This is a genomic window from Shimia sp. MIT1388, from assembly GCF_047124445.1.
GTDB lineage: Bacteria > Pseudomonadota > Alphaproteobacteria > Rhodobacterales > Rhodobacteraceae > Shimia.
Genome location: NZ_CP138921.1, coordinates 1,523,706 through 1,545,459 on the forward strand (window position 1 = coordinate 1,523,706; position 21,754 = coordinate 1,545,459).

General features: G+C 60.2%; 24 protein-coding genes and 1 riboswitch. Of the genes, 13 read left to right on the plus strand and 11 right to left on the minus strand.

Going from position 1 to position 21,754, the window contains the following annotated elements; genetic code table 11:
• Positions 1–28: 28 nt before the first annotated feature.
• Positions 29–934 carry a fatty acid desaturase gene (locus tag SIB92_RS07465; protein ID WP_412555201.1) on the minus strand — a complete coding sequence of 302 codons (906 nt, stop codon included), beginning with the start codon at positions 932–934 and terminating at the stop codon, positions 29–31.
• Positions 927–1,133: a DUF2061 domain-containing protein gene (locus SIB92_RS07470; protein ID WP_412555202.1), complete on the minus strand. Its 207-nt coding sequence runs from the start codon at positions 1,131–1,133 to the stop codon at positions 927–929. The genes SIB92_RS07465 and SIB92_RS07470 overlap by 8 nt, the downstream gene beginning before the upstream one ends.
• Before the next feature lie 108 nt (positions 1,134–1,241).
• Here SIB92_RS07470 and SIB92_RS07475 point away from each other — a divergent pair, with 108 nt between their 5' ends.
• Positions 1,242–2,099, plus strand: a complete 858-nt coding sequence (locus SIB92_RS07475; protein WP_412555203.1) for a helix-turn-helix domain-containing protein — start codon at positions 1,242–1,244, stop codon at positions 2,097–2,099.
• A gap of 127 nt (positions 2,100–2,226) precedes the next feature.
• On the opposite strand, the gene SIB92_RS07480 is transcribed toward SIB92_RS07475, so the two are convergent.
• From SIB92_RS07480 to SIB92_RS07490, 3 genes are read right to left on the minus strand one after another with little or no spacing between them, the layout of a single operon-like run.
• Positions 2,227–2,988: an SDR family oxidoreductase gene (locus tag SIB92_RS07480; RefSeq protein ID WP_412555204.1), complete on the minus strand. Its 762-nt coding sequence runs from the start codon at positions 2,986–2,988 to the stop codon at positions 2,227–2,229.
• Positions 2,985–4,457: a carnitine 3-dehydrogenase gene (locus SIB92_RS07485; RefSeq protein WP_412555205.1), complete on the minus strand. Its 1,473-nt coding sequence runs from the start codon at positions 4,455–4,457 to the stop codon at positions 2,985–2,987. The genes SIB92_RS07480 and SIB92_RS07485 overlap by 4 nt, the downstream gene beginning before the upstream one ends.
• A gap of 2 nt (positions 4,458–4,459) precedes the next feature.
• Entirely contained in the window at positions 4,460–4,834 is a 375-nt protein-coding gene (locus tag SIB92_RS07490; protein ID WP_412555206.1) for a hypothetical protein, read from the minus strand.
• Positions 4,835–4,911: 77 nt separating this feature from the next.
• Between SIB92_RS07490 and SIB92_RS07495 the strand changes: the two genes are divergently transcribed.
• Positions 4,912–5,379, plus strand: coding sequence for a DUF1203 domain-containing protein (locus SIB92_RS07495; RefSeq protein WP_412555207.1), 468 nt, complete (start codon positions 4,912–4,914; stop codon positions 5,377–5,379).
• A gap of 164 nt (positions 5,380–5,543) precedes the next feature.
• Here SIB92_RS07495 and SIB92_RS07500 read toward each other — a convergent pair whose 3' ends face one another.
• On the minus strand, positions 5,544–6,455 hold the full coding sequence (locus SIB92_RS07500) for a 3-keto-5-aminohexanoate cleavage protein (protein ID WP_412555208.1): 912 nt from the start codon (positions 6,453–6,455) through the stop codon (positions 5,544–5,546).
• A 74-nt stretch (positions 6,456–6,529) separates the two neighbouring features.
• Between SIB92_RS07500 and SIB92_RS07505 the strand changes: the two genes are divergently transcribed.
• On the plus strand, positions 6,530–7,507 hold the full coding sequence (locus tag SIB92_RS07505) for a GlxA family transcriptional regulator (protein WP_412555209.1): 978 nt from the start codon (positions 6,530–6,532) through the stop codon (positions 7,505–7,507).
• Between the two features lie 20 nt (positions 7,508–7,527).
• On the opposite strand, the gene SIB92_RS07510 is transcribed toward SIB92_RS07505, so the two are convergent.
• From SIB92_RS07510 to cobO, 4 genes are read right to left on the minus strand one after another with little or no spacing between them, the layout of a single operon-like run.
• Positions 7,528–8,961, minus strand: a complete 1,434-nt coding sequence (locus tag SIB92_RS07510; protein ID WP_412555813.1) for a cobyric acid synthase — start codon at positions 8,959–8,961, stop codon at positions 7,528–7,530.
• A gap of 16 nt (positions 8,962–8,977) precedes the next feature.
• Positions 8,978–9,322: a Lin0512 family protein gene (locus SIB92_RS07515; RefSeq protein WP_412555210.1), complete on the minus strand. Its 345-nt coding sequence runs from the start codon at positions 9,320–9,322 to the stop codon at positions 8,978–8,980.
• Complete coding sequence (locus tag SIB92_RS07520; RefSeq protein ID WP_412555211.1) at positions 9,319–9,669, minus strand: Lin0512 family protein; 351 nt, start codon at positions 9,667–9,669, stop codon at positions 9,319–9,321. Before SIB92_RS07520 ends, SIB92_RS07515 begins: the two co-directional genes overlap by 4 nt.
• Positions 9,669–10,286 carry a cob(I)yrinic acid a,c-diamide adenosyltransferase gene (cobO, locus tag SIB92_RS07525; protein ID WP_412555212.1) on the minus strand — a complete coding sequence of 206 codons (618 nt, stop codon included), beginning with the start codon at positions 10,284–10,286 and terminating at the stop codon, positions 9,669–9,671. The genes SIB92_RS07520 and cobO overlap by 1 nt, the downstream gene beginning before the upstream one ends.
• Positions 10,287–10,325: 39 nt before the next feature.
• Positions 10,326–10,539, plus strand: a riboswitch (cobalamin riboswitch).
• 76 nt (positions 10,540–10,615) lie between these two features.
• On the opposite strand from cobO, the gene SIB92_RS07530 reads away from it, so the two are divergent.
• Genes SIB92_RS07530 through cobJ form a run of 7 tightly spaced genes read left to right on the plus strand, consistent with a single transcriptional unit; the run spans position 10,616 to position 18,616 of the window.
• Positions 10,616–10,999, plus strand: coding sequence for a DUF1636 family protein (locus SIB92_RS07530; RefSeq protein ID WP_412555213.1), 384 nt, complete (start codon positions 10,616–10,618; stop codon positions 10,997–10,999).
• On the plus strand, positions 10,996–12,090 hold the full coding sequence (cobW, locus tag SIB92_RS07535; RefSeq protein ID WP_412555214.1) for a cobalamin biosynthesis protein CobW: 1,095 nt from the start codon (positions 10,996–10,998) through the stop codon (positions 12,088–12,090). Before SIB92_RS07530 ends, cobW begins: the two co-directional genes overlap by 4 nt.
• A gap of 5 nt (positions 12,091–12,095) precedes the next feature.
• Entirely contained in the window at positions 12,096–15,380 is a 3,285-nt protein-coding gene (gene cobN / locus SIB92_RS07540; RefSeq protein ID WP_412555215.1) for a cobaltochelatase subunit CobN, read from the plus strand.
• A complete protein-coding gene (gene cobG, locus SIB92_RS07545; RefSeq protein WP_412555216.1) occupies positions 15,377–16,510 on the plus strand; it encodes a precorrin-3B synthase in 1,134 nt (377 codons plus the stop codon). Before cobN ends, cobG begins: the two co-directional genes overlap by 4 nt.
• Complete coding sequence (locus tag SIB92_RS07550; protein WP_412555217.1) at positions 16,510–17,139, plus strand: precorrin-8X methylmutase; 630 nt, start codon at positions 16,510–16,512, stop codon at positions 17,137–17,139. Before cobG ends, SIB92_RS07550 begins: the two co-directional genes overlap by 1 nt.
• Positions 17,136–17,867, plus strand: a complete 732-nt coding sequence (gene cobI, locus SIB92_RS07555; protein ID WP_412555218.1) for a precorrin-2 C(20)-methyltransferase — start codon at positions 17,136–17,138, stop codon at positions 17,865–17,867. Before SIB92_RS07550 ends, cobI begins: the two co-directional genes overlap by 4 nt.
• Entirely contained in the window at positions 17,864–18,616 is a 753-nt protein-coding gene (gene cobJ / locus SIB92_RS07560) for a precorrin-3B C(17)-methyltransferase (RefSeq protein ID WP_412555219.1), read from the plus strand. Before cobI ends, cobJ begins: the two co-directional genes overlap by 4 nt.
• 57 nt (positions 18,617–18,673) lie before the next feature.
• Here cobJ and SIB92_RS07565 read toward each other — a convergent pair whose 3' ends face one another.
• On the minus strand, positions 18,674–19,408 hold the full coding sequence (locus SIB92_RS07565; protein ID WP_412555220.1) for a cobalt-precorrin-6A reductase: 735 nt from the start codon (positions 19,406–19,408) through the stop codon (positions 18,674–18,676).
• On the opposite strand from SIB92_RS07565, the gene cbiE reads away from it, so the two are divergent.
• The 3 genes from cbiE to cobM are packed head-to-tail and all read left to right on the plus strand — an operon-like array spanning position 19,407 to position 21,753.
• Entirely contained in the window at positions 19,407–20,603 is a 1,197-nt protein-coding gene (gene cbiE / locus SIB92_RS07570) for a precorrin-6y C5,15-methyltransferase (decarboxylating) subunit CbiE (RefSeq protein ID WP_412555221.1), read from the plus strand. The genes SIB92_RS07565 and cbiE overlap by 2 nt on opposite strands.
• Positions 20,600–20,962, plus strand: coding sequence for a cobalamin biosynthesis protein (locus SIB92_RS07575; RefSeq protein ID WP_412555222.1), 363 nt, complete (start codon positions 20,600–20,602; stop codon positions 20,960–20,962). Before cbiE ends, SIB92_RS07575 begins: the two co-directional genes overlap by 4 nt.
• Positions 20,959–21,753 carry a precorrin-4 C(11)-methyltransferase gene (gene cobM / locus SIB92_RS07580; protein ID WP_412555223.1) on the plus strand — a complete coding sequence of 265 codons (795 nt, stop codon included), beginning with the start codon at positions 20,959–20,961 and terminating at the stop codon, positions 21,751–21,753. Before SIB92_RS07575 ends, cobM begins: the two co-directional genes overlap by 4 nt.
• The last annotated feature ends 1 nt before the right edge of the window (position 21,754 follow it).

Below are 21,754 nucleotides of genomic sequence, written 5' to 3' on the forward strand. Positions count from 1 at the left end.
AAAGATTGTACCCTTACACGCGCCGCTGTCAGCCATCCCGTTTCCAAAGCGGATGCGCCACCGGGTCCTTGCGCCGCCAGAAAAACTGCCGAAACACCTCGCCATAAGAGGCAAAATAATAGCCGTCGTTGCGCGACAGGTAGCGCTGCCGATTGCTGCGAAACAATTCCGGCAGGCGATACCACGGCATCTTGGGGTGCATGTGATGCACCACATGCAGATTGTTGTTCAGGAAAATCCACGCCAGCGGCCCATGATCCTCAATGATCACCGTGCGTCCCCGCGCCCGCTCATGCGCCTGATGCTCCAAAAAAGTGCGGATTTTGAGGATCGACAGGGCGGCATAGGCACAAATCAGATAGGCCCAGATCGGCAGCCGTCCAAAGGCGTGCATCCACCAAATGACCAGTATCACCGCAGGCACATGCCACAGCCACCCGGTCAAAACCCGACGATCTCCGTGCCGGATCGCCCGCCAATCACTCACCATAAAACAGACCTGCCCCACCAGCGGCCCCACCAACAACCGCCCCACAAGCGTGTTGTTGAACAGAAGCACAGCCTGCCGCCATTTGGGCAAAGCTTGCCAGTCTTCGGCGTAGAGGTAATTGCTCTCTGGATCGTCATAAGGATCGGTCAAACGGCTGTCCAAATGGTGATCCAGATGGGTGTCTTTGAAGCGCAGATAAGGCACAAACAGCCCAATTGCCGGAAACACCAACGCGGCGTTTACCACTTTGTTTTGAAAAGGATGTCCATGCAGCACTTCATGACTTAACGAGCTGTGCAATGCCAGCGCGACAATCGTTAGCACCATGCCCAATGGTAGCCACAACTGAGCCGCCCAAACCGTGCCCAATGCATATAGCCCGTAGCAACCTGCCACTAAGAGTAGCGTGGGCCACTCCACTTTGGACAGACGCCGCTCAGCCATGTTGCCGCCCCCAGCGCACACGGGACCACACCCGCTCGTAAATCAAATACATGCTGAACCCCAATCCGGTGTTGATCAGCGCCATCTTCCCCCCAAGGGCTGCCGATCCGGTGGCCAGAATTCCCACCACGGACATCGAAATGATGCCGATCACATTCCAAATCACCGCTTTCACGATGGAGCGTTTTTGTGTGTCCATTGCGCCGTCCCGTGCGTCTGTCTTCACAGATGTGTTACCGGCAAAAAAGGCGTTTCAGAATTCTGTATCTGATTAACAAAACTCGACAGATGTGATATTTATCCCCACATGAGTGAAATTATCGACAAACGGTTGCGAGCAGATCAGTTCCGAAAGCGCCTGGCCAGCGCCATGCAAGATCAGGCCGTGACCCAAGCCGCTCTTGCGCGCAGCATTGGCGTTGACCGCTCCACCATCAGCCAACTGCTGAAAGACACCGGCGCCCGACTGCCCAATGCACAGGTGGTGGGCGAATGCGCCGCCGCCCTTGGGGTTTCTGCGGATTGGCTGCTCTCACTCACCGACCGTCCTGAAAACACGGCAGACATCCTCGCCAACGCTCTGACGGTTACGGAGGCCCCCCGCGCGCTGGTGGATGAACAGATTTTCGCCTGGCATCAGGAGGCGGCGGGCTACAAGATCCGCCACGTGCCAGCGGGCCTGCCGGACATGCTCAAAACCGACGAAATGCTGGCCTGGGAATATGCGCCGCACCTTGGTCGGACCACGGAACAGGCTATCAACGCCTCGCGTGACCGCCTCAATTGGATGCGCGAATCCCAATCTGACTATGAAATTGCCCTGCCCATGCACGAGCTGGCTGCCTTTGCCCGCGGCGAGGGCTACTACGCAGGCTTGCCCGAGGACATCCGCGCGCAACAACTCGATCAATTCGCCGATCTCAGCAGCCAGCTCTACCCGCGCCTGCGGCTCTACCTGTTTGACGCCCGTCGGCTGTACTCCAGCCCGATCACCGTCTTTGGCCCCCTGCTCGCGGTGCTCTACCTGGGCCGCAATTACCTCGCCTTCCGCGACCGCGAACGTGTCACCAGCTTCACCGAACATTTTGACGACCTGATCCGCCAGGCAGATGTCACCGCCCGTCAAATCCCGGATCACGTCGCAGCCCTCAAATCCGCCCTGTAAGTCCACGCGGTAGTCCAGCCAATAAACGCGCCCCCGCCCCGCTTCTTCTTGCCAAAATTATCCTGGGGGAGTCACAGCCCCGCTGTGACGGGGGCAAAGTCCCCTCGCGCCCTCTCGCGACCCGCGCCTAGACCTTCGGGTCGGGGTTTACCGTAAACCCATCGACGGCAATCACCTGCCCACTCACCAGCCGCGCCTTGTCGCTGCACAAAAATACCGCCATCTCGGCCACGTCGTGCCCCTCCACAAAGGAGCCAAGCGCCGTACCGGAGGCATAGCCCTCATAGACCGCATCCCGCGTCATGCCCTTGGCCGCCGCTTCGCGTTCCAGCACGCCCTCCATGCGCGGCCCTTCCACCGCGCCGGGACAAATCACATTCGCCCGCACGCCATGCGGTCCCAACTCCATGGCCAGCGTTTTGGTCAGACCGATGACGGCCCATTTCGCCGCCGCATAAGGCGCGCGGTAGGGATAGCCATATTGCCCGGCCGTGGAGCTTGTCACCACAATCGCGCCCTGCCCTGCCGTCTTCATCATCGGCGCGGCATATTTGGCGGCCAGAAACGCGCCCTCGAGATTGACCGCCACGCAGGCCTGCCAATCTTGCAGGTTTATATCTTCCACGGCCGCAGTTGGTCCGGCGACACCGGCATTTGCGCAAAGCGCATCCAGCCCTCCCCACGCATCATTGATCTCTGAGAACAGCGCAGCAACAGCCTCTTCATCGGTCACATCCAACTGTGTTCTGCGCCAACCTTCAGGGACGCCCACCAAAGCCGTCGCGTCCACATCGGCCACCCAGACCCGCCAGCCGTCCCGCGCAAACACCTCCGCCATGGCGCGCCCAACCCCGGACGCTCCTGCGGTGATCAGAACACGCCGGCTCACCGTGGCTGCCCGACGTAGCGCCCGAGCCCCTCCGGCGCGGGCAAATCGGCCTGCGCCTCGCTGATCATCTTCAGATTGGCGGCAATTTCCGGACTAAACGGCGCAGGTCGCCGTGTCTCAAGGCTCACATGGATCAGAATATGCTCCCCGGTGGCCAGCAGCTTTTCACCCGCAAACATCTCATGCCAAAGGTGCATCTTCTTGCCCTCCGCCATCAGCACACGTGTCCGCACGTCAATCACACTACCCAGGTGGGTCTCATCAATGTGCCGGATATGTGTCTCTGCCGTAAAAAAACTCCCCCCGGTCGCGATGTAGTCCTGATCACAGCCAATGATCTCCATCAGCCGGTCGCTGGCATCGGCAAAGGCCTGCAAATACCGGCTCTCGGTCATGTGCCCGTTGTAATCCAACCAATCCACCGGCACCGCACGGCGCACTGTACCGATGGGTTGCGTCGGGTTGGCTATGTCGCTGGCCCTTCGCACCATACCAGCCGCCGCTGAGAGCTTGACGTCGTGCTGGTTGAGCACTGCGCCAGATGCAAAATCCTGCGCTTTGAGCGCGCGCATCATGGCGACAAGGTTGTTGTCCCGTATCCGCTCCATTTCGCGGATTGTCAAATGGCCGGACTGTGCGTCACTTTGGCCAGCGATCAGATCCACCAACTCGTCGGTGAACTCCGGCACATCCATCAGCTTGGTCCAGGGCCATTCCAATGCGGGGCCAAATTGCGCCATGAAGTGCTTCATGCCCGCCTCGCCTCCGGCCACGCGATAGGTGTCAAACAGCCCCATCTGCGCCCAGCGAATGCCAAACCCCATACGAATGGCCTCATCGATCTCTTCTGTGGTGGCGATCCCATCTTTCACCAGCCAAAGCGCTTCACGCCACACCGCCTCAAGGAAGCGATCGGCAATATGGGCATCAATCTCCTTGCGCACATGCAGGGGGAACATGCCCACGCCGGTCAAAATCTCCTTGGCCCGCGCCACCAGTTCCGGCGGGTTTGCTTCCGTCGGCACCAGCTCCACCAAGGGCATCAGGTAGACCGGGTTAAACGGATGTGTGACCACAATCTGCTCGGGCCGCGTCGCGCAACCCTGCAACTCGCTGGGTTTAAACCCGCTGGTCGAACTGCCCAAAATCGCCTCGGGGTCACAATGCTCCTGCAGCGTCTGATAAACCTTACGCTTGAGTTCCAATCTCTCCGGCACGCTCTCCTGTATCCAGCTTGCCCCAGCCACGGCCTCCGACATGGTCTCATGAAAGCTCAGCGTGCCCTCAGCGGGCAAAGCCGTATCGCTCAACCCCGGCAGAGACACCCGTGCATTGACGATCACCTCGCCAATTTTGCGCTCCGCCTCCGGGTCCGGGTCAAACACTTGTACATCCCAGCCATTGAGCAAAAACCGCGCGGCCCAGCCGCCGCCAATCACCCCGCCGCCAATAATCGCTGCCGTTGCCATGCTTAATTCTTTCCTTCTTCACAGCGCACCAAATTTGCGGTCACGCCACTTTCATTCAAAATCAAAAGCCGATCCTCATAGGTCACGAGGAACATCTGCGTCTCGCTGTAGGCATAGCCCGCATCCAGACACTCCGTGGTCAGCGCCCAGCTGTTGGCCATGCCGGTGGGCTGGATTGTGCGAATGTCACAACTCCACTCGATGCCAAAGAAGCCATCACGCCCGAACCAGGTTGGTGTCTCGTCGCCGACATCTCCAGCCCGCGCGCACCAGGAGGCGTTGCCGGTCCAATAGCCTTCCCAGAGTGGGCGCTCTTCTGCCGCCAAGTGTGTCGCTGCCAAAATCGCTAGTAGGGCAGTTCCAAATCTCTGTGTCATCCTCTTCCCTTTCCGCAGGAAACGGGTCGCCGCACGCCCATTCGACATCATAGCGTCCCCTCAAAAGGAGAGCTTACATGACCATACAGTTTCACCCATTGCCCGCCGATCACGTCGACGCCATCCGCAAAAGCCGCACCGACGCCTATGGCAACGCCGTAGAGGTCGCGATCAGCAGTGGGGACGGCATTCCCTGCCGCGCCTGCCTGAAGGTCACGCCCAAAGGCAGGCCCTTTCTGATCCTCGCGCACCGCCCGTTTGAAAGCCAAAACGCCTACACCGAAACCGGGCCGATCTTTCTCTGCGAAGACTGTGCTGCCACCGCGCCGTCCAGTACGCTGCCCGCCATCCTGACTGCCCCGACTTACATCGTGCGCGGCTATTCGGCGAACGAACGCATTGTCTATGGCACGGGGCAAGTGACCCCGACCGCGGACATTGCGAGCTACGCCGAAAGCCTGCTTGCGCGCGACGACATAGCCTTTGTTGATGTGCGCAGCGCGTCCAACAACTGTTTTTTGTGCCGGGTTAAGCCTGCCACGTGATCCAACGGCTTTCTTAACGCACAACACGTGCTGCGGAGGTCGATTTTTCGCACCTCCGCAAAACAGTCGCGATACAGACAACCTACCGACGTGTTGCGCCCCTCTGTGCAATCGCCTCAAACCACCGGTTCTAAAGCCTACATGCGCAGCGGTTGCCGCAACGCTCACCCTTTGGGTGCCCGCTTCACCAGCCCCAGTTTCTCACGCACTTCCGCAGGCCCAATCACCCGCGCGCCCATGTTCTCAATGATTGTGCCTGCACGCTCCACAAGCTGCCAGTTCTGCGCCAACTCCCCTTTGCCAAGCCACAGGTTGTCCTCAAGCCCCACGCGCACATTGCCGCCTGCCAGCACCGCTGCCGCCACATAAGCCATTTGATTGCGGCCCAGCGAGAACGCGCTGAACGTCCACTCATCCGGCACATTGTTGACCATCGCCATAAAGGTGTTGAGGTCATCCGGCGCGCCCCACGGCACGCCCATGCACAACTGCACCAGCGCATCCGGTGCCAGCACGCCCTCTTTCACAAGCTCCTTGGCAAACCACAGATGTCCGGTGTCAAAGGCCTCAATCTCTGGCTTAACCCCAAGATCCGTCATCATTTTTCCCATGCTGCGCAGCATGCCGGGGGTGTTGGTCATCACATAGTCGGCTTCGGCAAAATTCATCGTGCCACAATCCAACGTGCAGATTTCCGGCAGGCATTCCGCCACGTGTGCGACCCGCTCCGTGGCGCCCACCATGTCCGTCCCATCCACCGTGGGCAGCGGGCTTTCCACGCCGCCAAACACAATGTCCCCCCCCATGCCCGCGGTCAGGTTGAGGACCATATCCACCTCGCTGTCGCGAATGCGATCCGTGACTTCGCGATAGTAACCTAGGTCGCGACTTGGTGCGCCAGTCTCCGGATCGCGCACGTGGCAATGCACCACCGCCGCACCGGCTTTGGCCGCCGCAATCGCACTGTCGGCAATCTGTTTTGGGCTACGCGGCACATGCGGGCTGCGGTCCTGCGTGCCACCCGATCCGGTCACGGCACAGGTGATGAAAACCTCGCGGTTCATTGAGAGCGGCATGGCGATTCCTTTCGTGTTCCTTGCCCGACCGTACCGCACTTGCCGCGCAACACTTTTCATTATACGAAATCAATATGTCTATTTCCGCAGAACCCAGCGTTTTCCGCCACGACCCGACGCCTCTGAACGTCGCCATTCTGGTGTTGGACGACTGCAATACGCTCAGCTTCGCCGCCGCCGTGGATCCGATGCGCGCCGCGAACCGCCGCGCCGGAAAAACCCTGTTTGACTGGCAGTTTTACACCGCCACCGAGGCCCCCGCTGCGCTCACAAGCGGATTACAAATCAACGGGTTAGCGATCGATCAACTGCTGCGCTGCGACCTATTGTTGGTCGTGGCCGGCTTTCGATTGGAAGAGCAAGCCACACCACGCTTATCAGCCTCTCTGCGACGGCTCTATGCCACCGGCACCACCATCGCCGCCATCGACGGCGGCCCGTGGTTTCTGGCAGAAGCCGGCCTGCTGGACGACCACAACGCCACCACCCACTGGGAGGATATCGAGAAATTCTCCCAACAATTCCCCGGGGTTACAACTCTCAGAGATCGGTTCTGCATCTCTGACCGCATCGCCACTTCGGGCGGCGCAAGCCCCTGCATCGACATGATGCACTACCTGATTGAGACCCGCTACGGCGCGGATTTGGCCCTCCGCGTCAGCAGCGCCTTTGTCTACGACCCCATGCCCGCCAGCGCCCAGCGCCCCTTTTCCATCCCTCGCGCGATCCACCATCACCCAAAGGTCATCAAAGCGCTGGACCTCATGGGGCAGACGTTAGACGCGCCGCTCTCCATCCCGGAAATTGCAACAAAAACAGGGCTTTCCACACGCACATTGGAACTCAACTTCCAAACCCACCTGCACAATTCACCGCAAGCGGTCTACCTGACCATGCGCCTGGAGGAAGCCCTGCGCCTCGCCACAGACACGCAAATCCCGGTGCGCGACATCGCTCTTGCCACAGGCTTCAACAGCCCCACGAGCTTCGCCCGCGCCTTCAAAGCCGCGCATGGCACCTCTGTACGATCCCTACGCAACAAACGACAGTAAGCCGCTGATTTTATGCACTTCTAGCGCGCCACCGCCAACAAGCCGTCCACATCCAGATGGGCCTCGATGTGATCGGCCAACCGATCCAACACCGCTTCCACGGTGGCGTCATAGCCTTCGTTGCCCACTTCTGCGCCTAATGCAGACAGCCACGCCCGCCGAAACCCGTCGTCCCGGAACATGCCATGCAGGTAGCTGCCAGACACCCGCCCATCCGCAGACACAGCCCCCTCATCACGCCCATCCACAGTGGCAAACGGCCGTGCCCGATCCGCGCCATCGGTGCGCCCGATGTGGATTTCATAGCCCCGAAAAGCCTGACCGGAGGCCAAATGCAGCGCGGCGGTTTCCGTCAACCGCTTGTCCGGCGTCATCTCGGTAATCACGTCCAGCAGGCCCAGACCTTCCGTCGTGCCAGCCGGGCCTTCGATGCCGTCTGGATCGCGCACTTCTCGGCCAAGCATCTGATATCCGCCACAAATCCCCAGCACATGCCCTCCGCGACGCACATGCGCCAGAAGGTCCACGTCCCAGCCCTGCTCCCGCAGAAACGCCAGATCACCGCGCGTGGATTTGCTGCCCGGAATGATCACCACATCTGTGTCGCCCGGAATCGGCTCCCCTGCCCCCAGCATGGTCAAAGACACCCCCGGCTCCTGCGCCAACGGGTCCAGATCATCAAAATTCGCAATCCGCGACAGGCCAAGGCAGACCACGTTCAACCCGCCAGCCTTTTTGGCGTTCTTGATGTCGAGCGCATCTTCGGCGGGCAATTTCCAGGCCTCACCGAAATACGGCAACACCCCAAAGCCCGCCCAGCCGGTCGTGTCTTTAGTCAGCTCGTAACCATCATCAAACAAACTGGGATCACCGCGAAATTTGTTCACAAGGAAACCCGCCACCAGCGCCGCGTCCTCTTCGGAAATCACCGCCTGCGTGCCAACGATCTGCGCGATCACGCCGCCCCGGTCGATGTCGCCAGCCAAAACCACCGGCACATCCGCCGCCTGTGCAAAGCCCATATTGGCGATGTCACCCTTGCGCAGGTTGACCTCCGCCGGGCTACCCGCCCCTTCCACAATCACCAAATCATTTTTTGATTTCAGACGGTTGAAGCTTTCAAGCACAGCCTCCATCAGCTGTGGTTTTAACTTCGCATATTCCCGCGCCTTCACCGTGGTCAGCCGTTTGCCCTGCACCACAACCTGCGAGCCCACATCGGTCTCCGGCTTCAATAGCACCGGATTCATGTCCACCGTTAACGCTTTGCCACAGGCCAAAGCCTGCAACCCCTGCGCCCGGCCAATCTCGCCACCATCGCTGGTCACAGCGGCGTTGTTGGACATGTTCTGCGGCTTAAACGGTGCCACAGACAGCCCTCGCCGCGCCGCCGCCCGGCACAGCCCAGCCACCAACATCGACTTACCGACATTGGAGCCAGTGCCTTGAATCATAAGCGCTTTGGTCACGTCACACCTGCTTGGGCAAAAACGCCTCAACGGCTGCGGAAGCGATCACCAACACGTTGCCGTCATCCGGATTGGTCACGTTCATACCGCCGAACACAGCTTTGACTTCAGCCCGCCCACGCGGCAACTTCTCTGCCAAAGCGACGCAATCCACCTTCTCTGGTTCCTGCACGCCGACCGTCACCTGCACTCGCATCTCTTTGGGGTCTTTGCCCAACGCGGCAATCATCGGGATCGCGGAATGGCGGATCGCATCTTCAATCGCCCGCGCGGCGGCCTTTGTATAGTCCTGACCATATTGGTCATTGCCCATGCCCATTTCGATGATGAAACGCTGATCGCTCATGCCGCAACCTCCACATCCAGCGCAACCGAGATCGCCACATTGGCAATCACCGTTGGATTGCCGCCATCTGCGCGCGGCACATCCAAGCCGCCTTTCACAGGCTTTACAGTAACTTGCCCGTAAGGAAAGACCGCTGCAATCGAGTCAGCGTCGACTTTCTCAGGCTGCTGTACAGCCACTTCCACCGTGATGATCATCTCAGATTTGTCTTTGCCAAACAGCTCCGCCAGATTGATCGAGTTGTGCCACAATGCGTCTTTGACAGCGCGGCTTGCGGCTTCCGTATAGTCCTGCCGCCGCAGCGACGAGCCCATGCCAAATTCGGTGAGTAGGCGTTTCACGGCCATCAGAATTCCACTCCAGCCTGTGCCTTAATTCCATCGCGAAACGGGTGCTTTAGCAAAGTCATCTCAGTCACCAAATCCGCCGCTTCGATCAGCTCCGGTTTGGCGTTGCGCCCGGTCAACAGCACATGGGTCATCTCCGGCTTTTCACTCAGCAGGAAATCCACCACGTCGTCGATGTTCAGATAGTCATTGCGCAGGGCGATGTTGATTTCATCGAGCATCACAAAGCGGTTCGCTGGATCGCGGATCAACTGTTTCGCCAACTCCCAGCCCGCTTCGGCTTTGGCAATGTCGCGCTCGCGATCCTGCGTTTCCCAGGTAAAGCCTTCTCCGGACACGTGAAATTTCACTTCCTCTGGAAAATGTTCTTCCAAAAATGCCCGCTCTCCAGTCGCCATCGCGCCCTTGATGAACTGCACCACGGCCACTGGCATGCCGTGCGCGATGCAGCGCATGATCATGCCAAAACCGGACGAAGATTTGCCCTTGCCCGGCCCGGTGTGCACCATGATCAGACCTTTTTCCTCGGTCTTCGTGGCCATCATCCGGTCCCGCGCTGCCTTGATTTTCGCCATCTTGGCCTTGTGGCGTTCATTTTGTTCGACGCTATCAGACATCTGCCTCTCCGTTCCCGCTTGACTCAGCCGCGATGATTGCCCATTCGGGGTGTCGCTGGTTCCTGCTCTTCTGAGCAGGTGAAAAGGGAATGTGAAACGGGCCCAACGTCAAGGCCCAAAGCGCAGCCGCCCCCGCGACCGTGACCGGAGAGGTCCACCGCAGCCACTGGAGCAATCCGGGAAGGCAGGAGGACCGCAGACACCTTGTCGAGATCCGCAAGCCGGGAGACCTGCCAGCAAAAATGACATGAACCGGACGGGGTGTTTCGGTGTCGGGCTCTCTTCCAAGTGTCCCGTGTTCCCCCGTCCCTGAAAAGGGACCAAATGTGATGGCTGATGCTTCTGCTCCAGTCGAATTGCTTGTCTGCACCACTTGTCGTGCCGGCCAGCCAACCGACGTCGAGGGCCCACGCCCCGGCACCCAGCTTTATGACGCACTCGATGCGTCCAAGCTGCCAGACAACGTCACGCTGAAAGGCGTGGAGTGTTTTTCCAACTGTGATTTCGGCTGTTCGATCACCCTGCGGGGGGGCGATGACCGCTGGACCTATGTCTACGGCAATTTCACAGGCGCGGATGACGCGGAATTGGTTGCCGATGGCGTGACCAAATATGCTGCAACCGCTGATGGGCTTGTGCCTTGGCGCGAACGTTCCACCCATTTCCGCAAAAACTGCATCGCCCGCATTCCGCCCCTGGAGACCGAAGAATGAGCACCCTCGAAAAACTCCCCGTCACCGTCATCACCGGCTTTCTAGGCTCCGGCAAAACCACCTTGGTACGCGGCCTGATGCAGAAGCCGCAAGGCAAACGCCTCGCGGTGATTGTGAATGAATTTGGCGATGTCGGTGTCGATGGCGAGATCCTGAAATCCTGCGCCATTCCGGATTGCCCAGCTGAGAACATTCTGGAACTGGCCAATGGGTGCATCTGCTGCACCGTGGCGGATGACTTCATCCCAACCATCGAAGCGTTGATGGCGTTAGAGCCACGTCCAGAGCACATCTTGATTGAGACCTCCGGCCTGGCTCTGCCAAAACCATTGTTGAAGGCGTTTGACTGGCCGGATATCCGCTCCAAGATCACTGTCGACGGTGTGATCGCACTCGCAGATGCCGAAGCCGTGGCTGATGGTCGTTTTGCCACCAACGTTGCGGCTGTGGACGCGCAGCGGGAAGCTGACGAGGGTTTGGATCACGAGACACCACTGTCCGAAGTGTTTCAGGATCAGATCAACTGCGCCGACATTGTGCTGTTGACCAAACCGGACCTGGCTGGCCCGGAAGGCACAGCCAAAGCCAAAGAGATTGTCCTGAAAGCCGCCCCACGCGCGCTGCCCGTTGTGGAAGTGGCCGAGGGTGAAGTGGACCCACGTGTGATTCTAGGTCTGGAAGCGGCGGCGGAAGACGACATTGATGCGCGTCCGTCCCATCACGAGGACCATCATCACCACCACGATCATGACCATGATCACGACGATGATCACCACCATCATCACGGCCATGACCACGATCACGATGCGTTCAACAGCATCGTGGTGGATGTACCGGAGCAAGCTGATCCAGCGGCATTCGCGGCCAAGATCGAAAAAATGGCCAAGGAACAGAACATCTTGCGCGTGAAAGGCTACGCGGCCGTGACCGGCAAACCGATGCGCCTGCTGGTACAAGCGGTGGGTGCGCGTGTGCGGCATCAATTCGACCGTCCGTGGAAACCCGAAGAAGGTCGCCAAGGCCGCATGGTCGTGATTGCCGAACAGGGTGACGTAAACGTCGAAGCGATCCGCGCAGCTCTGGTAGACTAAGCCTCATGCACGTTGTCTTTCGCGAAAGCCATGGTCTGGACGAGGCCGACACACCAATGGACCTGGGTCAAACCCCGGCCGATCTTGTGGTGTTGTCTTTCTCTGACAGTGACCTCGGGGCTTTCGCGGCAGGCTGGCACCGCAGCCAAGGCGACCTGCCCACGCTGCGATTGGCCAATCTGACGGCGCTCAAACATCCGCTGTCGGTGGACACCTACATCGAACAGACATTGGTGGGCGCCAAGGCCATCCTGATCCGCCTGATTGGCGGGATTTCCTACTGGCAATATGGCATCCAACAGGTGCAGGCACTCGCGCAGGAAAAAGGCATCGCGCTGGCGGTGCTGCCTGCGGACGGACGGCCTGATGAGCGGTTGGACGAAGTCTCCACCCTGCCCGCTTCCACACTGCACCGTTTGACCCATCTGTGCGACACCGGCGGCGCAATTGCGGCGCAGGCAGCGTTGGCACAATTGGCACTGGCGGCAGGGCTTTACGCAAAACCCGTCATGGGGTCGAAGGCCCTGCCCGATCACGGTGGTTGGACGCCTGAAGGCGGCCTTTGTGATCCGCTAGCGGACCGCGACACAAAAAAACCTCTGATCGCGCTGACGTTTTACCGCGCTTATGTCAGTTCCGCTGACACGGCCCCAATCGAAGCGCTGTTTGATGAATTCCGAGGACGTGGCTTTGACGTGGTTGGCCTGTTTGCGCCATCTCTGAAGGTCCCCGCCTCTGCGGCATGGCTGGCGGAGACGCTGCAACAACTCTCCCCCGCCGCCATCGTGAACGCCACGTCGTTCTCCGGCAAAGGTGACAATGGCACCTCCCCGCTGGATGCCACCGATGCGCCAGTGTTTCAGGTCGCACTTGCCACCTCACGCAAAAAGGCCTGGGCAGAGTCTGAGCGCGGCTTGGCGCCAGCTGACCTCGCCATGCATGTGGTCTTGCCGGAAGTGGACGGGCGTCTGTTCGCCGGCGTCAGTTCGTTCAAGGAACCGGGAAAGAAAGACCAAGCGCTGGAATACTCCCGCTTTGCCCATCGGGCCTTGCCAGAACGCATTTCCGCAGTGGCCGACAAGGTTGAAGGCTGGGTGTCGCTTGCGCAGAAGGCAAATGCAGACAAACAGATCGCCTGTGTTCTCAGCACATATCCGGGCAAAGACTGGAACATGGCACATGCGGTTGGCCTAGATCCGCTGTCCAGCGTTGAGGCGGTTCTTGAGGATTTGAAAGCGTCTGGGTTTCAGGCAGCAACCGCCGGCAACCTCGAAGACGCCTTACTGACGGAAACCCTGTCTTGGTCTCTTGCGGACTACCACGCCGCGATGGCAACGCTCCCCGAAGCGCTACGCGACGACCTTGCCGAGGTTTGGGGAACTCCTGAAAACGATCCGACATTTGCCGACGGCGCTTTCCACTTCAAAGCCACCAAACGCGGCAACGTGCTTGTGGCCTTGCAGCCGGAACGTGGCAGCGATCGGCAACGCGAAGATGAATACCACGACCTCTCCCGCGTGCCCCGCCACAGCTACGTCGCGTTCTATCTCTGGCTGCGTCACGCGCTAAAAACCGACGCGTTGATCCATGTAGGCGCGCACGGCACTCTCGAATGGCTGCCGGGCAAATCTGTGGCGCTGTCCGCTGAGTGTTGGCCCGAAGCGCTGATCGGTGATCTGCCGGTGATCTACCCGTTCATTGTCAACGACCCCGGCGAGGCCGCGCAAGCCAAACGCCGGATCAATGCACTGACGCTTGGCCATGTGCCGCCTCCGCTCAAGCAATCTGCGACGCCAGAGCGATTTGCCCGTTTGGAAACCATCCTTGATGAGTTTTCCAACGCGGACGGGTTGGACCCAAAACGCCGCGACCGGCTGCAAACCGACATTCGCGACGAGGCCGAAGCCCTTGGTTTGCAAGCGGAGTTGGGGCTGGACGACGCGACATCTCTGGCCGAAGCCATCACCCGCATCGACACTTTTGTCTGTGACATCAAGGAAAGCCAGTTTGGTGACGGGCTGCACATCTATGGCCGCGCACCGCAGACCGAAGGCAGCTTTGACGCTGCCCCTTCCGCGGATGCAGAGCGTGATGCGTTGATCAGAGCGCTCGAAGGCAAGCGCATCGAGGCTGGCCCCTCCGGCTCGCCCTATCGGGGCCGTCACGATGTGCTGCCCACAGGCCGCAATCTCTACACCACAGACCCGCGCTCGGTCCCGTCGCGGTCTGCCTATGCACAGGGCGTGAAACTCGCCAAAGAACTGGTGCGCCGTCATCTGCAAGAAGAAGGCGACTACCCCAAAAACCTGATCGTGGACCTCTGGGGCTCCGCCACCATGCGCACGGCAGGTGAAGAGTTTGCCATGGCGCTACATCTGTTGGGCGCGAAACCTGTTTGGGACGAAGGCAGCGAGCGCGTATCCGGTGTGGAAATTCTGCCAATTGCCTTGCTGGATCGTCCCCGCATCGACGTCACCTTACGTGTCTCAGGCCTGTTCCGCGACGTATTCCCGACGCTCTCCACGCTCTTTGGCCAAGCCGTAAAAGCGCTGGCCGAACGCGACGAAGCCGCCGACTGGAACCCCTTTGCAGGCCGCATCACAGCCCCACGTGTCTATGGCCCTGCGCCAGGCAGCTACGGCCTCGGCATGGGGCATGAGATTGAGAACTACTCCGAAGAAGGCCGCAATGCTGCTGGCGAAGCCTGGCTCAACGCCTCCTCCTATGCGCTCGACACCGGCGAAGGCACCAAAGATCTTGATGGCATTCGCGACCGCGTCGGCGCGGCGGACAGCTTTGTCCACCTGCAAGACCTACCCGAAACCGATGTGCTAGTCGCCTCAGACTATGCGGCCCATGAGGCGGGCTTTGCCGCCGCGCAGGCGCTCACCGGTGGGGACGCCAACCTGTATCACATGGACAACACCAATCCGGAAAACCCGCGTGCCCGCAGCCTGACCGAAGAGATTGCGCGCGTTGTACATGCCCGCGCAACCAACCCGGATTGGCTCGCGGGCATGATGCGGCATGGCTTCCGTGGCGGTGCCGAGATTGCCGCGACGCTGGATCACATGGGTGCTTTTGCCAATTTGGCCGGCGCGGTACCACCTCAACTATTTGACGCCTACCACGACGCAACCTTGGGCAACGACGAGATTGTCGCGTTCCTTGAGCGTGAAAACCCACAAGCGCTGGCTGCGATGCGCGATCGTTTTGCTGCGCTACATGACGCTGGCCTGTGGATCACCCGCCGTAACTCCATTCTTGCCAATCTGGAGCACGCCTCATGAGCCGCCCCGATGCCAAAGGCTGGTGCCCAGGCGCCTATAAGCCGATGATGTCCGGCGACGGTCTGGTGGTGCGTGTGCGGCCATTAATGGCGCGCCTGACACAGGACCAGGTCTTGGGCTTGTGCGAAACAGCAGACCGGTTTGGTTCGGGTTTGATCGACTTGACGAGCCGCGCCAATTTGCAAATTCGCGGCGTCAAAGAAGAAGATCACGAGGCAGTTCTGGCAGAGTTATACAAACTCGATCTGCTGCCCGACGATCCGGCTCTAGAGAGCCGTCGCAACATCCTGATCCCGCCGATGTGGCACAAAGACGATGACACACATCGCGTGGCTTCCGAATTGGTCGCGCGCCTTGGCGAACTCCCAGAGTTGCCACCCAAAATGGGCTACGCCATCGACTTACAAGGCGAACCACAACTCTCTGATAAATCGGCAGACTTCCGCTTTGAACGCGACGCCAATGGCGGCCTAATCCTGCGGGCCGATGGCGCGTCTCGTGGGCGCGTTGTGACAGTTGACACCGCCATTGACGCGCTGCTGGAGATGGCACACTGGTTTGTCGACACCGATGGCCCGACCCGCCGCCGTATGGCCGCACATGTGGCTCTGACGCCTTTACCTGCGGATTGGCAAGCCGTGCCGCCAACAGCCTCGCAAAAGCCGCCTGCACCCGGGGACACAGAAATGGGCGCTTTGTTTGGTGTGGCGTTTGGTCAGATCGAAGCGGCGCAACTGGCAAACCTGATCGCCGTAACCAAAGCAGAGGCCATGCGTGTCACCCCGTGGCGGTTGTTCCTGCTGGAAGGTGCAGACATTGCGGAGACAAATGTGTTCATTACCGACCCGCGTGATCCATTACTACAAGTAGACGCCTGCCCCGGCGCACCGTTTTGTGACTCGTCCACTGTGGAAACCCGCAAACTCGCTCGCCAACTGGCGAACCACTTGCCGACGCCCCTGCATGTCTCCGGCTGTGCCAAGGGCTGCGCCCTGCCGCGCCCATGTGCGACAACGTTGGTCGGCAATGACGGCGCATTTGATCTTGTGGAAAACGGCCGCCCATGGGATGCGCCTGTGAAAACCGGCCTCACGCCGAGCACCTTACTTGAAGCCCGAGGAGAGCTTTAGTGCCTTACGAATACGAAAAAAACGGTCAGGCGATCTATGACGAAAGCTTCGCCACTATCCGGCGCGAGGCCGATCTGGCCGGGTTTGACAAAGACGAAGAACAGGTTGTGGTGCGCATGATCCACGCCGCCGGCATGGTTGGCTTGGAAAAGCACGTGAAGTTCACGCCCGGCATGGTCGCCGCTGCGCGCAAAGCCATGGAAGATGGAGCGCCGATCTTCTGTGACGCGCGCATGGTCAGCGAAGGCGTGACCCGCCCCCGCCTGCCTGCCGACAACGAGGTGATCTGCACCCTGCACGCCGAAGGCATTTATGAGCTGGCGGCCAAAATCGGCAACACCCGTTCTGCTGCGGCGCTGGAACATTGGCGTGACAAGTTGGGCGGTGCCATCGTGGCCATTGGCAATGCGCCAACCGCCCTCTTCCACCTTCTCAACATGCTCGAAGACCCGGACTGCCCCCGCCCGGCCGCGATCATTGGCTGCCCGGTCGGTTTTGTCGGCGCGATGGAGAGCAAAGATGCGCTTTGGAACGATCAACCGGTGCCTTGCATGATCGTGGAAGGCCGTCTTGGCGGTTCCGCCATGACGGTAGCTGCCATCAACGCCATCGCGAGCCGCAAAGAATGACCCAGACCGGAACGATTTACGGCGTTGGGCTTGGCCCCGGCGATCCCGATCTGATGAGCGTGCGCTCGCACCGCCTCATCACCAATGCCAAGCATGTGGCCTTCTTTCGCAAAGCAGGCCGCAAAGGTCAGGCACGTGCGATTGTCGACGGCATGTTGCCCGATACGGCCATTGAGTTTCCGATGGAGTATCCCGTCACCACGGAAATCTCCGTGCATGACCCACGGTACAATGAAGCACTTTCGGCCTTTTATGAAGAGGTCACGCAACACCTGATCGCGCTGGCCAAGTCCGGTGAAGACGTGGTGGTGCTCTGCGAAGGCGACCCGTTCTTCTATGGCTCCTTCATGCACATCTATGCCCGTGTGCGCGACGTGGTGCCAACGCAGGTTGTGCCCGCCATCACCGGCATGTCCGGCGCCTGGACCGCGACCGAAGCCCCCATCACCTGGGGCGACGATGTGCTGACCGTGCTGATGGGCACGTTGGACGAAGAAAAGCTCACCCGCCATATGGCCGACACCGACGCGTTGGTGGTTATGAAAATCGGCTCCAACTACAACAAAGTCATCCGGGCGCTGAAGGCGTCAAACCGCTATGACGAAGCCTGGTTGGTGCAATTTGCCACCATGCAAAAACAGAGCGTTAAAAAACTATCGGAAACGACGGATCACGGAACGCCCTATTTCTCGATCATCGTGGTGCATGGTCAGGGACGGCGCCCATGAGTGGCTGGGTGCAGATTGTGGGCATCGGCCCAGGTGATGACGCGTTGGTGACACCTCAGGTACAGGCCGCGTTGGCCGAGGCCACGGATGCGGTCGGATATATTCCCTACGTGGAACGGGTGGCGCAAAACCCGAACCTGACCCTGCACCCGTCTGACAACCGCGTGGAGATCGACCGCTCCCGCCATGCGTTGGAGATGGCCTCAGAGGGCAAGCGCGTGGTGGTTGTCAGCTCGGGCGACCCTGGAGTTTTTGCCATGGCGGCGGCCGTGTTTGAAGCTGTGGAGCACGGCGATCCTGCGTGGCGCGATCTAGATATCCGCGTGTTGCCCGGCATCACGGCCATGTTGGCAGCCTCTGCCGCTTGTGGTGCGCCCTTGGGCCATGACTTCTGCGCCATCAACCTCAGCGACAACCTCAAACCGTGGGGGCTGATCGACAAACGCCTGCGTCTGGCTGCCGAAGCGGACTTTGCGATGGCGTTTTACAATCCACGCTCAAAGTCCCGCCCGGAAGGTTTTGAAAAGGCGCTGAAAACACTCAAGCAAAGTTGCGGCGACAACCGCCCGATGATCTTTGCCCGCAACGTCTCCCGCCCGGATCAAACGATCAAGATTGTACCGCTGCAAGAGACCACGCCGGACATGGCCGACATGCGTACCGTGGTTCTTTTGGGGTCCAGCCACACTCGGATCATCGAACGTGACGGTGCACCCATCGTCTATACCCCGCGCTCGGTGGAGGGCTAAGTGACTTCGGTTGCTGGTCAGACGGCGACAAAGCGCATCCAAACTGGACTGCGCCCGTTAGCTTGCAATCCACTCCAGCACCGCGTCCACAGTTGCGACCTCGGGCCGTGGCGGCAAGTTTGGTCGATCGATCATGATCACCGGGACGCCGAGTTCCCGCGCGGCGGTCAATTTGGCTTCCGCGCCCACACCGCCCGCGTTTTTGCAGACCACCAGCTCAATGCCGTGCTCCTGCATCAACGCCCGGTCTCCCGCCACATCGAATGGTCCGCGCGCGACAACAACCGTGTGATTGGGCAGCGCCGGGGCAACTTCCGGCTGATCTACCAAGCGCAGTACGTAGTGATGCTGCGGCTGCGCCGCAAAGGCGGGTACATTCAACTTACCCAGCGCCAAAAGCACCCGTTTGGGATCACCGGTCAAAGCGGCAACCGCTCCGTCGATGTCCGCCACATGCGTCCATTGATCTCCGGCTTGCGCCCGCCAAGCAGGTCGCGTCAAGGCAATCAATTCCGTGCCAGCCTTCTGACAGGCTTCAAAAGCATTCCAGCTCATCTGCGCGGCAAAGGGGTGCGTGGCATCCACCACATGGGTGATGTTATGCTCATGCAAAAACTGGACCAATCCCGCCACACCGCCAAAGCCGCCCACCCGCGTGGGCAACGGCTGCGCCTTGGGGCTGGCCACGCGTCCAGCGTAAGAAAACACAGCGTCCACGTCACGTTCCGCCAAGGCGTGCGCCAACAGGCTGGCCTCGGTTGTGCCACCGAGAAGAAGGAGTTTGGGCGCCATGTCTGAAAATCCGTGGTTGACCATTGTCGGTTTAGGCGAAGATGGCCCAGAAGGCCTGCCCCCCGCAAGCCGCAAAGCGCTTGAAGACGCTGAGGTGGTCATGGGCGCAGAACGGCATCTGTCGCTGTTGCCAGACCCATCGGCAGAGCTCATCACATGGCCCGTGCCATTTACTGACGGCATTCCGCTGCTGCTGCAAAACCGCGGCCGCAAAACCGTAGCGCTGGCCTCCGGCGATCCGTTCTGGCACGGCGCAGGCACCTCACTGACCAAACACCTGGACAGAGGTGAGTGGCTCACTTTGCCCGCGCCATCCACCATGTCAATCGCCGCTGCCGCCTTGGGCTGGCCGCTAGAAAGCACCACCACGCTTGGTCTACACGCCGCCCCCTTTGCGCGCCTACGCCCCCATTTGGCAAAAGGGCAACGCGCCATTGTTACCCTACGCGATGGAGAGGCTGTGCCAGCTTTGGCCTCATGGCTCACGGAGATTGGGTTTGACGCAAGCACGCTGCATGTGCTCGAAGCCCTTGGCGGCCCCCGTCAACGCATCCGAAAGGCACGCGCGCACAGCTTTGACATCAAAGACATCCAACATCCCGTCTGCGTTGCCATCGATGTCTGCGGTGGCCCGGCGCTCACCTCCGTGGGGGGCAAGAACGACAGCTTCTTTGACAACGACGGCCAAATCACCAAGCGCCCGGTCCGTGCGCTGACCCTCTCTGCTCTGGCGCCCCTGCCCGGTGAACACCTTTGGGACATCGGCGGCGGCTCTGGTTCCATTGCCATCGAGTGGCTGTTGGCGCATCCCACCACACAAGCGACGTCCGTCGAAATTGACCCAACCCGTGCACAACGCATTGCCCAAAATGCGGCCGGCCTTGGTGCTGACCGCCTCTCTGTCGTCACTGGCGCAGCGCCGGACGCCCTAGAAGACCTGCCCGCGCCGGACGCCGTGTTCATCGGCGGCGGTATTTCCGAAGAGATGCTGCGAACCGTCTGGGACAAACTGCCGGAAAGCGCGCGTCTTGTGGCCAATGCAGTCACGTTAGAAGCCGAAGTTCTGCTCGCCAATTGGCACGCGAACAAAGGCGGCGACCTCTTGCGCATCGAACTGGCGCAATCTAAGCCTTTGGGCCGCAAGCGGGGCTGGAAATCCAGCTATCCCATCGTGCAATGGAGTGTGCAGAAATGATCGTCGCCGGCTTTGGATTTCGCGCCTCTGCCACAGAGGACAGCCTGAGCGATGCACTCGCATTGACGGCGGTTGCGCATGTCGACGCCATTGCCACACCAACGGACAAAGCGCAAAGCGGCACGCTGCAAACCTTCGCCAAAACACACAATTTGCCAGTGCTGGAAATTGACGCAAGCGCAATGCAAGCTGTTGAGACACCGACCGACTCCGCACCGGTACGCGAAAAACGCGGCACTGGATCGGTGGCTGAGGCCTGTGCGCTCGCAGCCCTCAACAACGCCAAACTCACAATCCCGCGTGTCGTCTCCGTCGACCGCCTTGCCACCTGCGCGATCGCGCAAGGAGAGCCTTTATGACCGTTCACTTCATTGGCGCAGGCCCCGGTGCCGCAGATCTGCTCACCCTGCGTGGCCGCGATCTGATCGCTTCCTGTCCGGTCTGCCTCTACGCTGGCTCCTTGGTGCCGGATGCCATCTTATCTCACTGCCCGGACAACGCCCGCGTGATCAACACAGCACCGCTAGACCTCAACGCCATTGTAGCTGAGTGCAAGACCGCGCATGAAGCTGGTCACGACGTCGCTCGCCTACATTCGGGTGACCTGTCCGTCTGGTCCGCCATGGGCGAGCAAATCCGCCGCCTGAAAGCCGAAGGCATCCCGGTGTCCGTCACCCCCGGTGTACCCAGCTTTGCTGCTGCCGCTGCCGCCTTGCAAACCGAGCTGACCTTGCCCGGCCTCGCACAATCGGTCGTCCTTACCCGCACACCGGGCCGCGCGTCGTCCATGCCTGAAGGTGAAACCCTGACCAACTTTGCCGCCACCGGCGCGACACTGGCAATTCACCTGTCGATTGGCAATCTGGACAATGTGATTGCAGACCTCACGCCAGCCTATGGGGCCACTTGCCCTGTCGCCGTGGTTTACCGCGCCAGCTGGCCAGATCAACAGGTGATCCGCACGACGCTCGCCAGCCTGAAAGGCGATGTAACCGAAAACATCACCCGAACCGCGCTGATCCTCGTGGGACCCGCGCTGGCTGGAGAAGGCTTTGAGGAAAGCTGCCTCTACGCCACCGAATATGACCGCCGCTACCGCCCGCAGACCGCTGACAGCCCGTGGTCCAGCTGGCAGCATGGCGACGACTAAA

Excerpts from the sequence above, each read along its gene's own strand:
- SIB92_RS07465 (WP_412555201.1), bottom strand. The coding sequence starts at position 934 with ATGGCTGAGCGGCGTCTGTCCAAAGTGGAGTGGCCCACGCTACTCTTA.
- SIB92_RS07470 (WP_412555202.1), bottom strand. The coding sequence starts at position 1,133 with ATGGACACACAAAAACGCTCCATCGTGAAAGCGGTGATTTGGAATGTG.
- SIB92_RS07475 (WP_412555203.1), top strand. The coding sequence starts at position 1,242 with ATGAGTGAAATTATCGACAAACGGTTGCGAGCAGATCAGTTCCGAAAG.
- SIB92_RS07485 (WP_412555205.1), bottom strand. The coding sequence starts at position 4,457 with ATGGCAACGGCAGCGATTATTGGCGGCGGGGTGATTGGCGGCGGCTGG.
- SIB92_RS07490 (WP_412555206.1), bottom strand. The coding sequence starts at position 4,834 with ATGACACAGAGATTTGGAACTGCCCTACTAGCGATTTTGGCAGCGACA.
- SIB92_RS07495 (WP_412555207.1), top strand. The coding sequence starts at position 4,912 with ATGACCATACAGTTTCACCCATTGCCCGCCGATCACGTCGACGCCATC.
- SIB92_RS07500 (WP_412555208.1), bottom strand. The coding sequence starts at position 6,455 with ATGCCGCTCTCAATGAACCGCGAGGTTTTCATCACCTGTGCCGTGACC.
- SIB92_RS07505 (WP_412555209.1), top strand. The coding sequence starts at position 6,530 with ATGTCTATTTCCGCAGAACCCAGCGTTTTCCGCCACGACCCGACGCCT.
- SIB92_RS07510 (WP_412555813.1), bottom strand. The coding sequence starts at position 8,961 with ATGATTCAAGGCACTGGCTCCAATGTCGGTAAGTCGATGTTGGTGGCT.
- SIB92_RS07515 (WP_412555210.1), bottom strand. The coding sequence starts at position 9,322 with ATGAGCGATCAGCGTTTCATCATCGAAATGGGCATGGGCAATGACCAA.
- SIB92_RS07520 (WP_412555211.1), bottom strand. The coding sequence starts at position 9,669 with ATGGCCGTGAAACGCCTACTCACCGAATTTGGCATGGGCTCGTCGCTG.
- cobO (WP_412555212.1), bottom strand. The coding sequence starts at position 10,286 with ATGTCTGATAGCGTCGAACAAAATGAACGCCACAAGGCCAAGATGGCG.
- SIB92_RS07530 (WP_412555213.1), top strand. The coding sequence starts at position 10,616 with ATGGCTGATGCTTCTGCTCCAGTCGAATTGCTTGTCTGCACCACTTGT.
- cobW (WP_412555214.1), top strand. The coding sequence starts at position 10,996 with ATGAGCACCCTCGAAAAACTCCCCGTCACCGTCATCACCGGCTTTCTA.
- cobN (WP_412555215.1), top strand. The coding sequence starts at position 12,096 with ATGCACGTTGTCTTTCGCGAAAGCCATGGTCTGGACGAGGCCGACACA.
- cobG (WP_412555216.1), top strand. The coding sequence starts at position 15,377 with ATGAGCCGCCCCGATGCCAAAGGCTGGTGCCCAGGCGCCTATAAGCCG.
- cobI (WP_412555218.1), top strand. The coding sequence starts at position 17,136 with ATGACCCAGACCGGAACGATTTACGGCGTTGGGCTTGGCCCCGGCGAT.
- cobJ (WP_412555219.1), top strand. The coding sequence starts at position 17,864 with ATGAGTGGCTGGGTGCAGATTGTGGGCATCGGCCCAGGTGATGACGCG.
- cbiE (WP_412555221.1), top strand. The coding sequence starts at position 19,407 with ATGTCTGAAAATCCGTGGTTGACCATTGTCGGTTTAGGCGAAGATGGC.
- SIB92_RS07565 (WP_412555220.1), bottom strand. The coding sequence starts at position 19,408 with ATGGCGCCCAAACTCCTTCTTCTCGGTGGCACAACCGAGGCCAGCCTG.
- SIB92_RS07575 (WP_412555222.1), top strand. The coding sequence starts at position 20,600 with ATGATCGTCGCCGGCTTTGGATTTCGCGCCTCTGCCACAGAGGACAGC.
- cobM (WP_412555223.1), top strand. The coding sequence starts at position 20,959 with ATGACCGTTCACTTCATTGGCGCAGGCCCCGGTGCCGCAGATCTGCTC.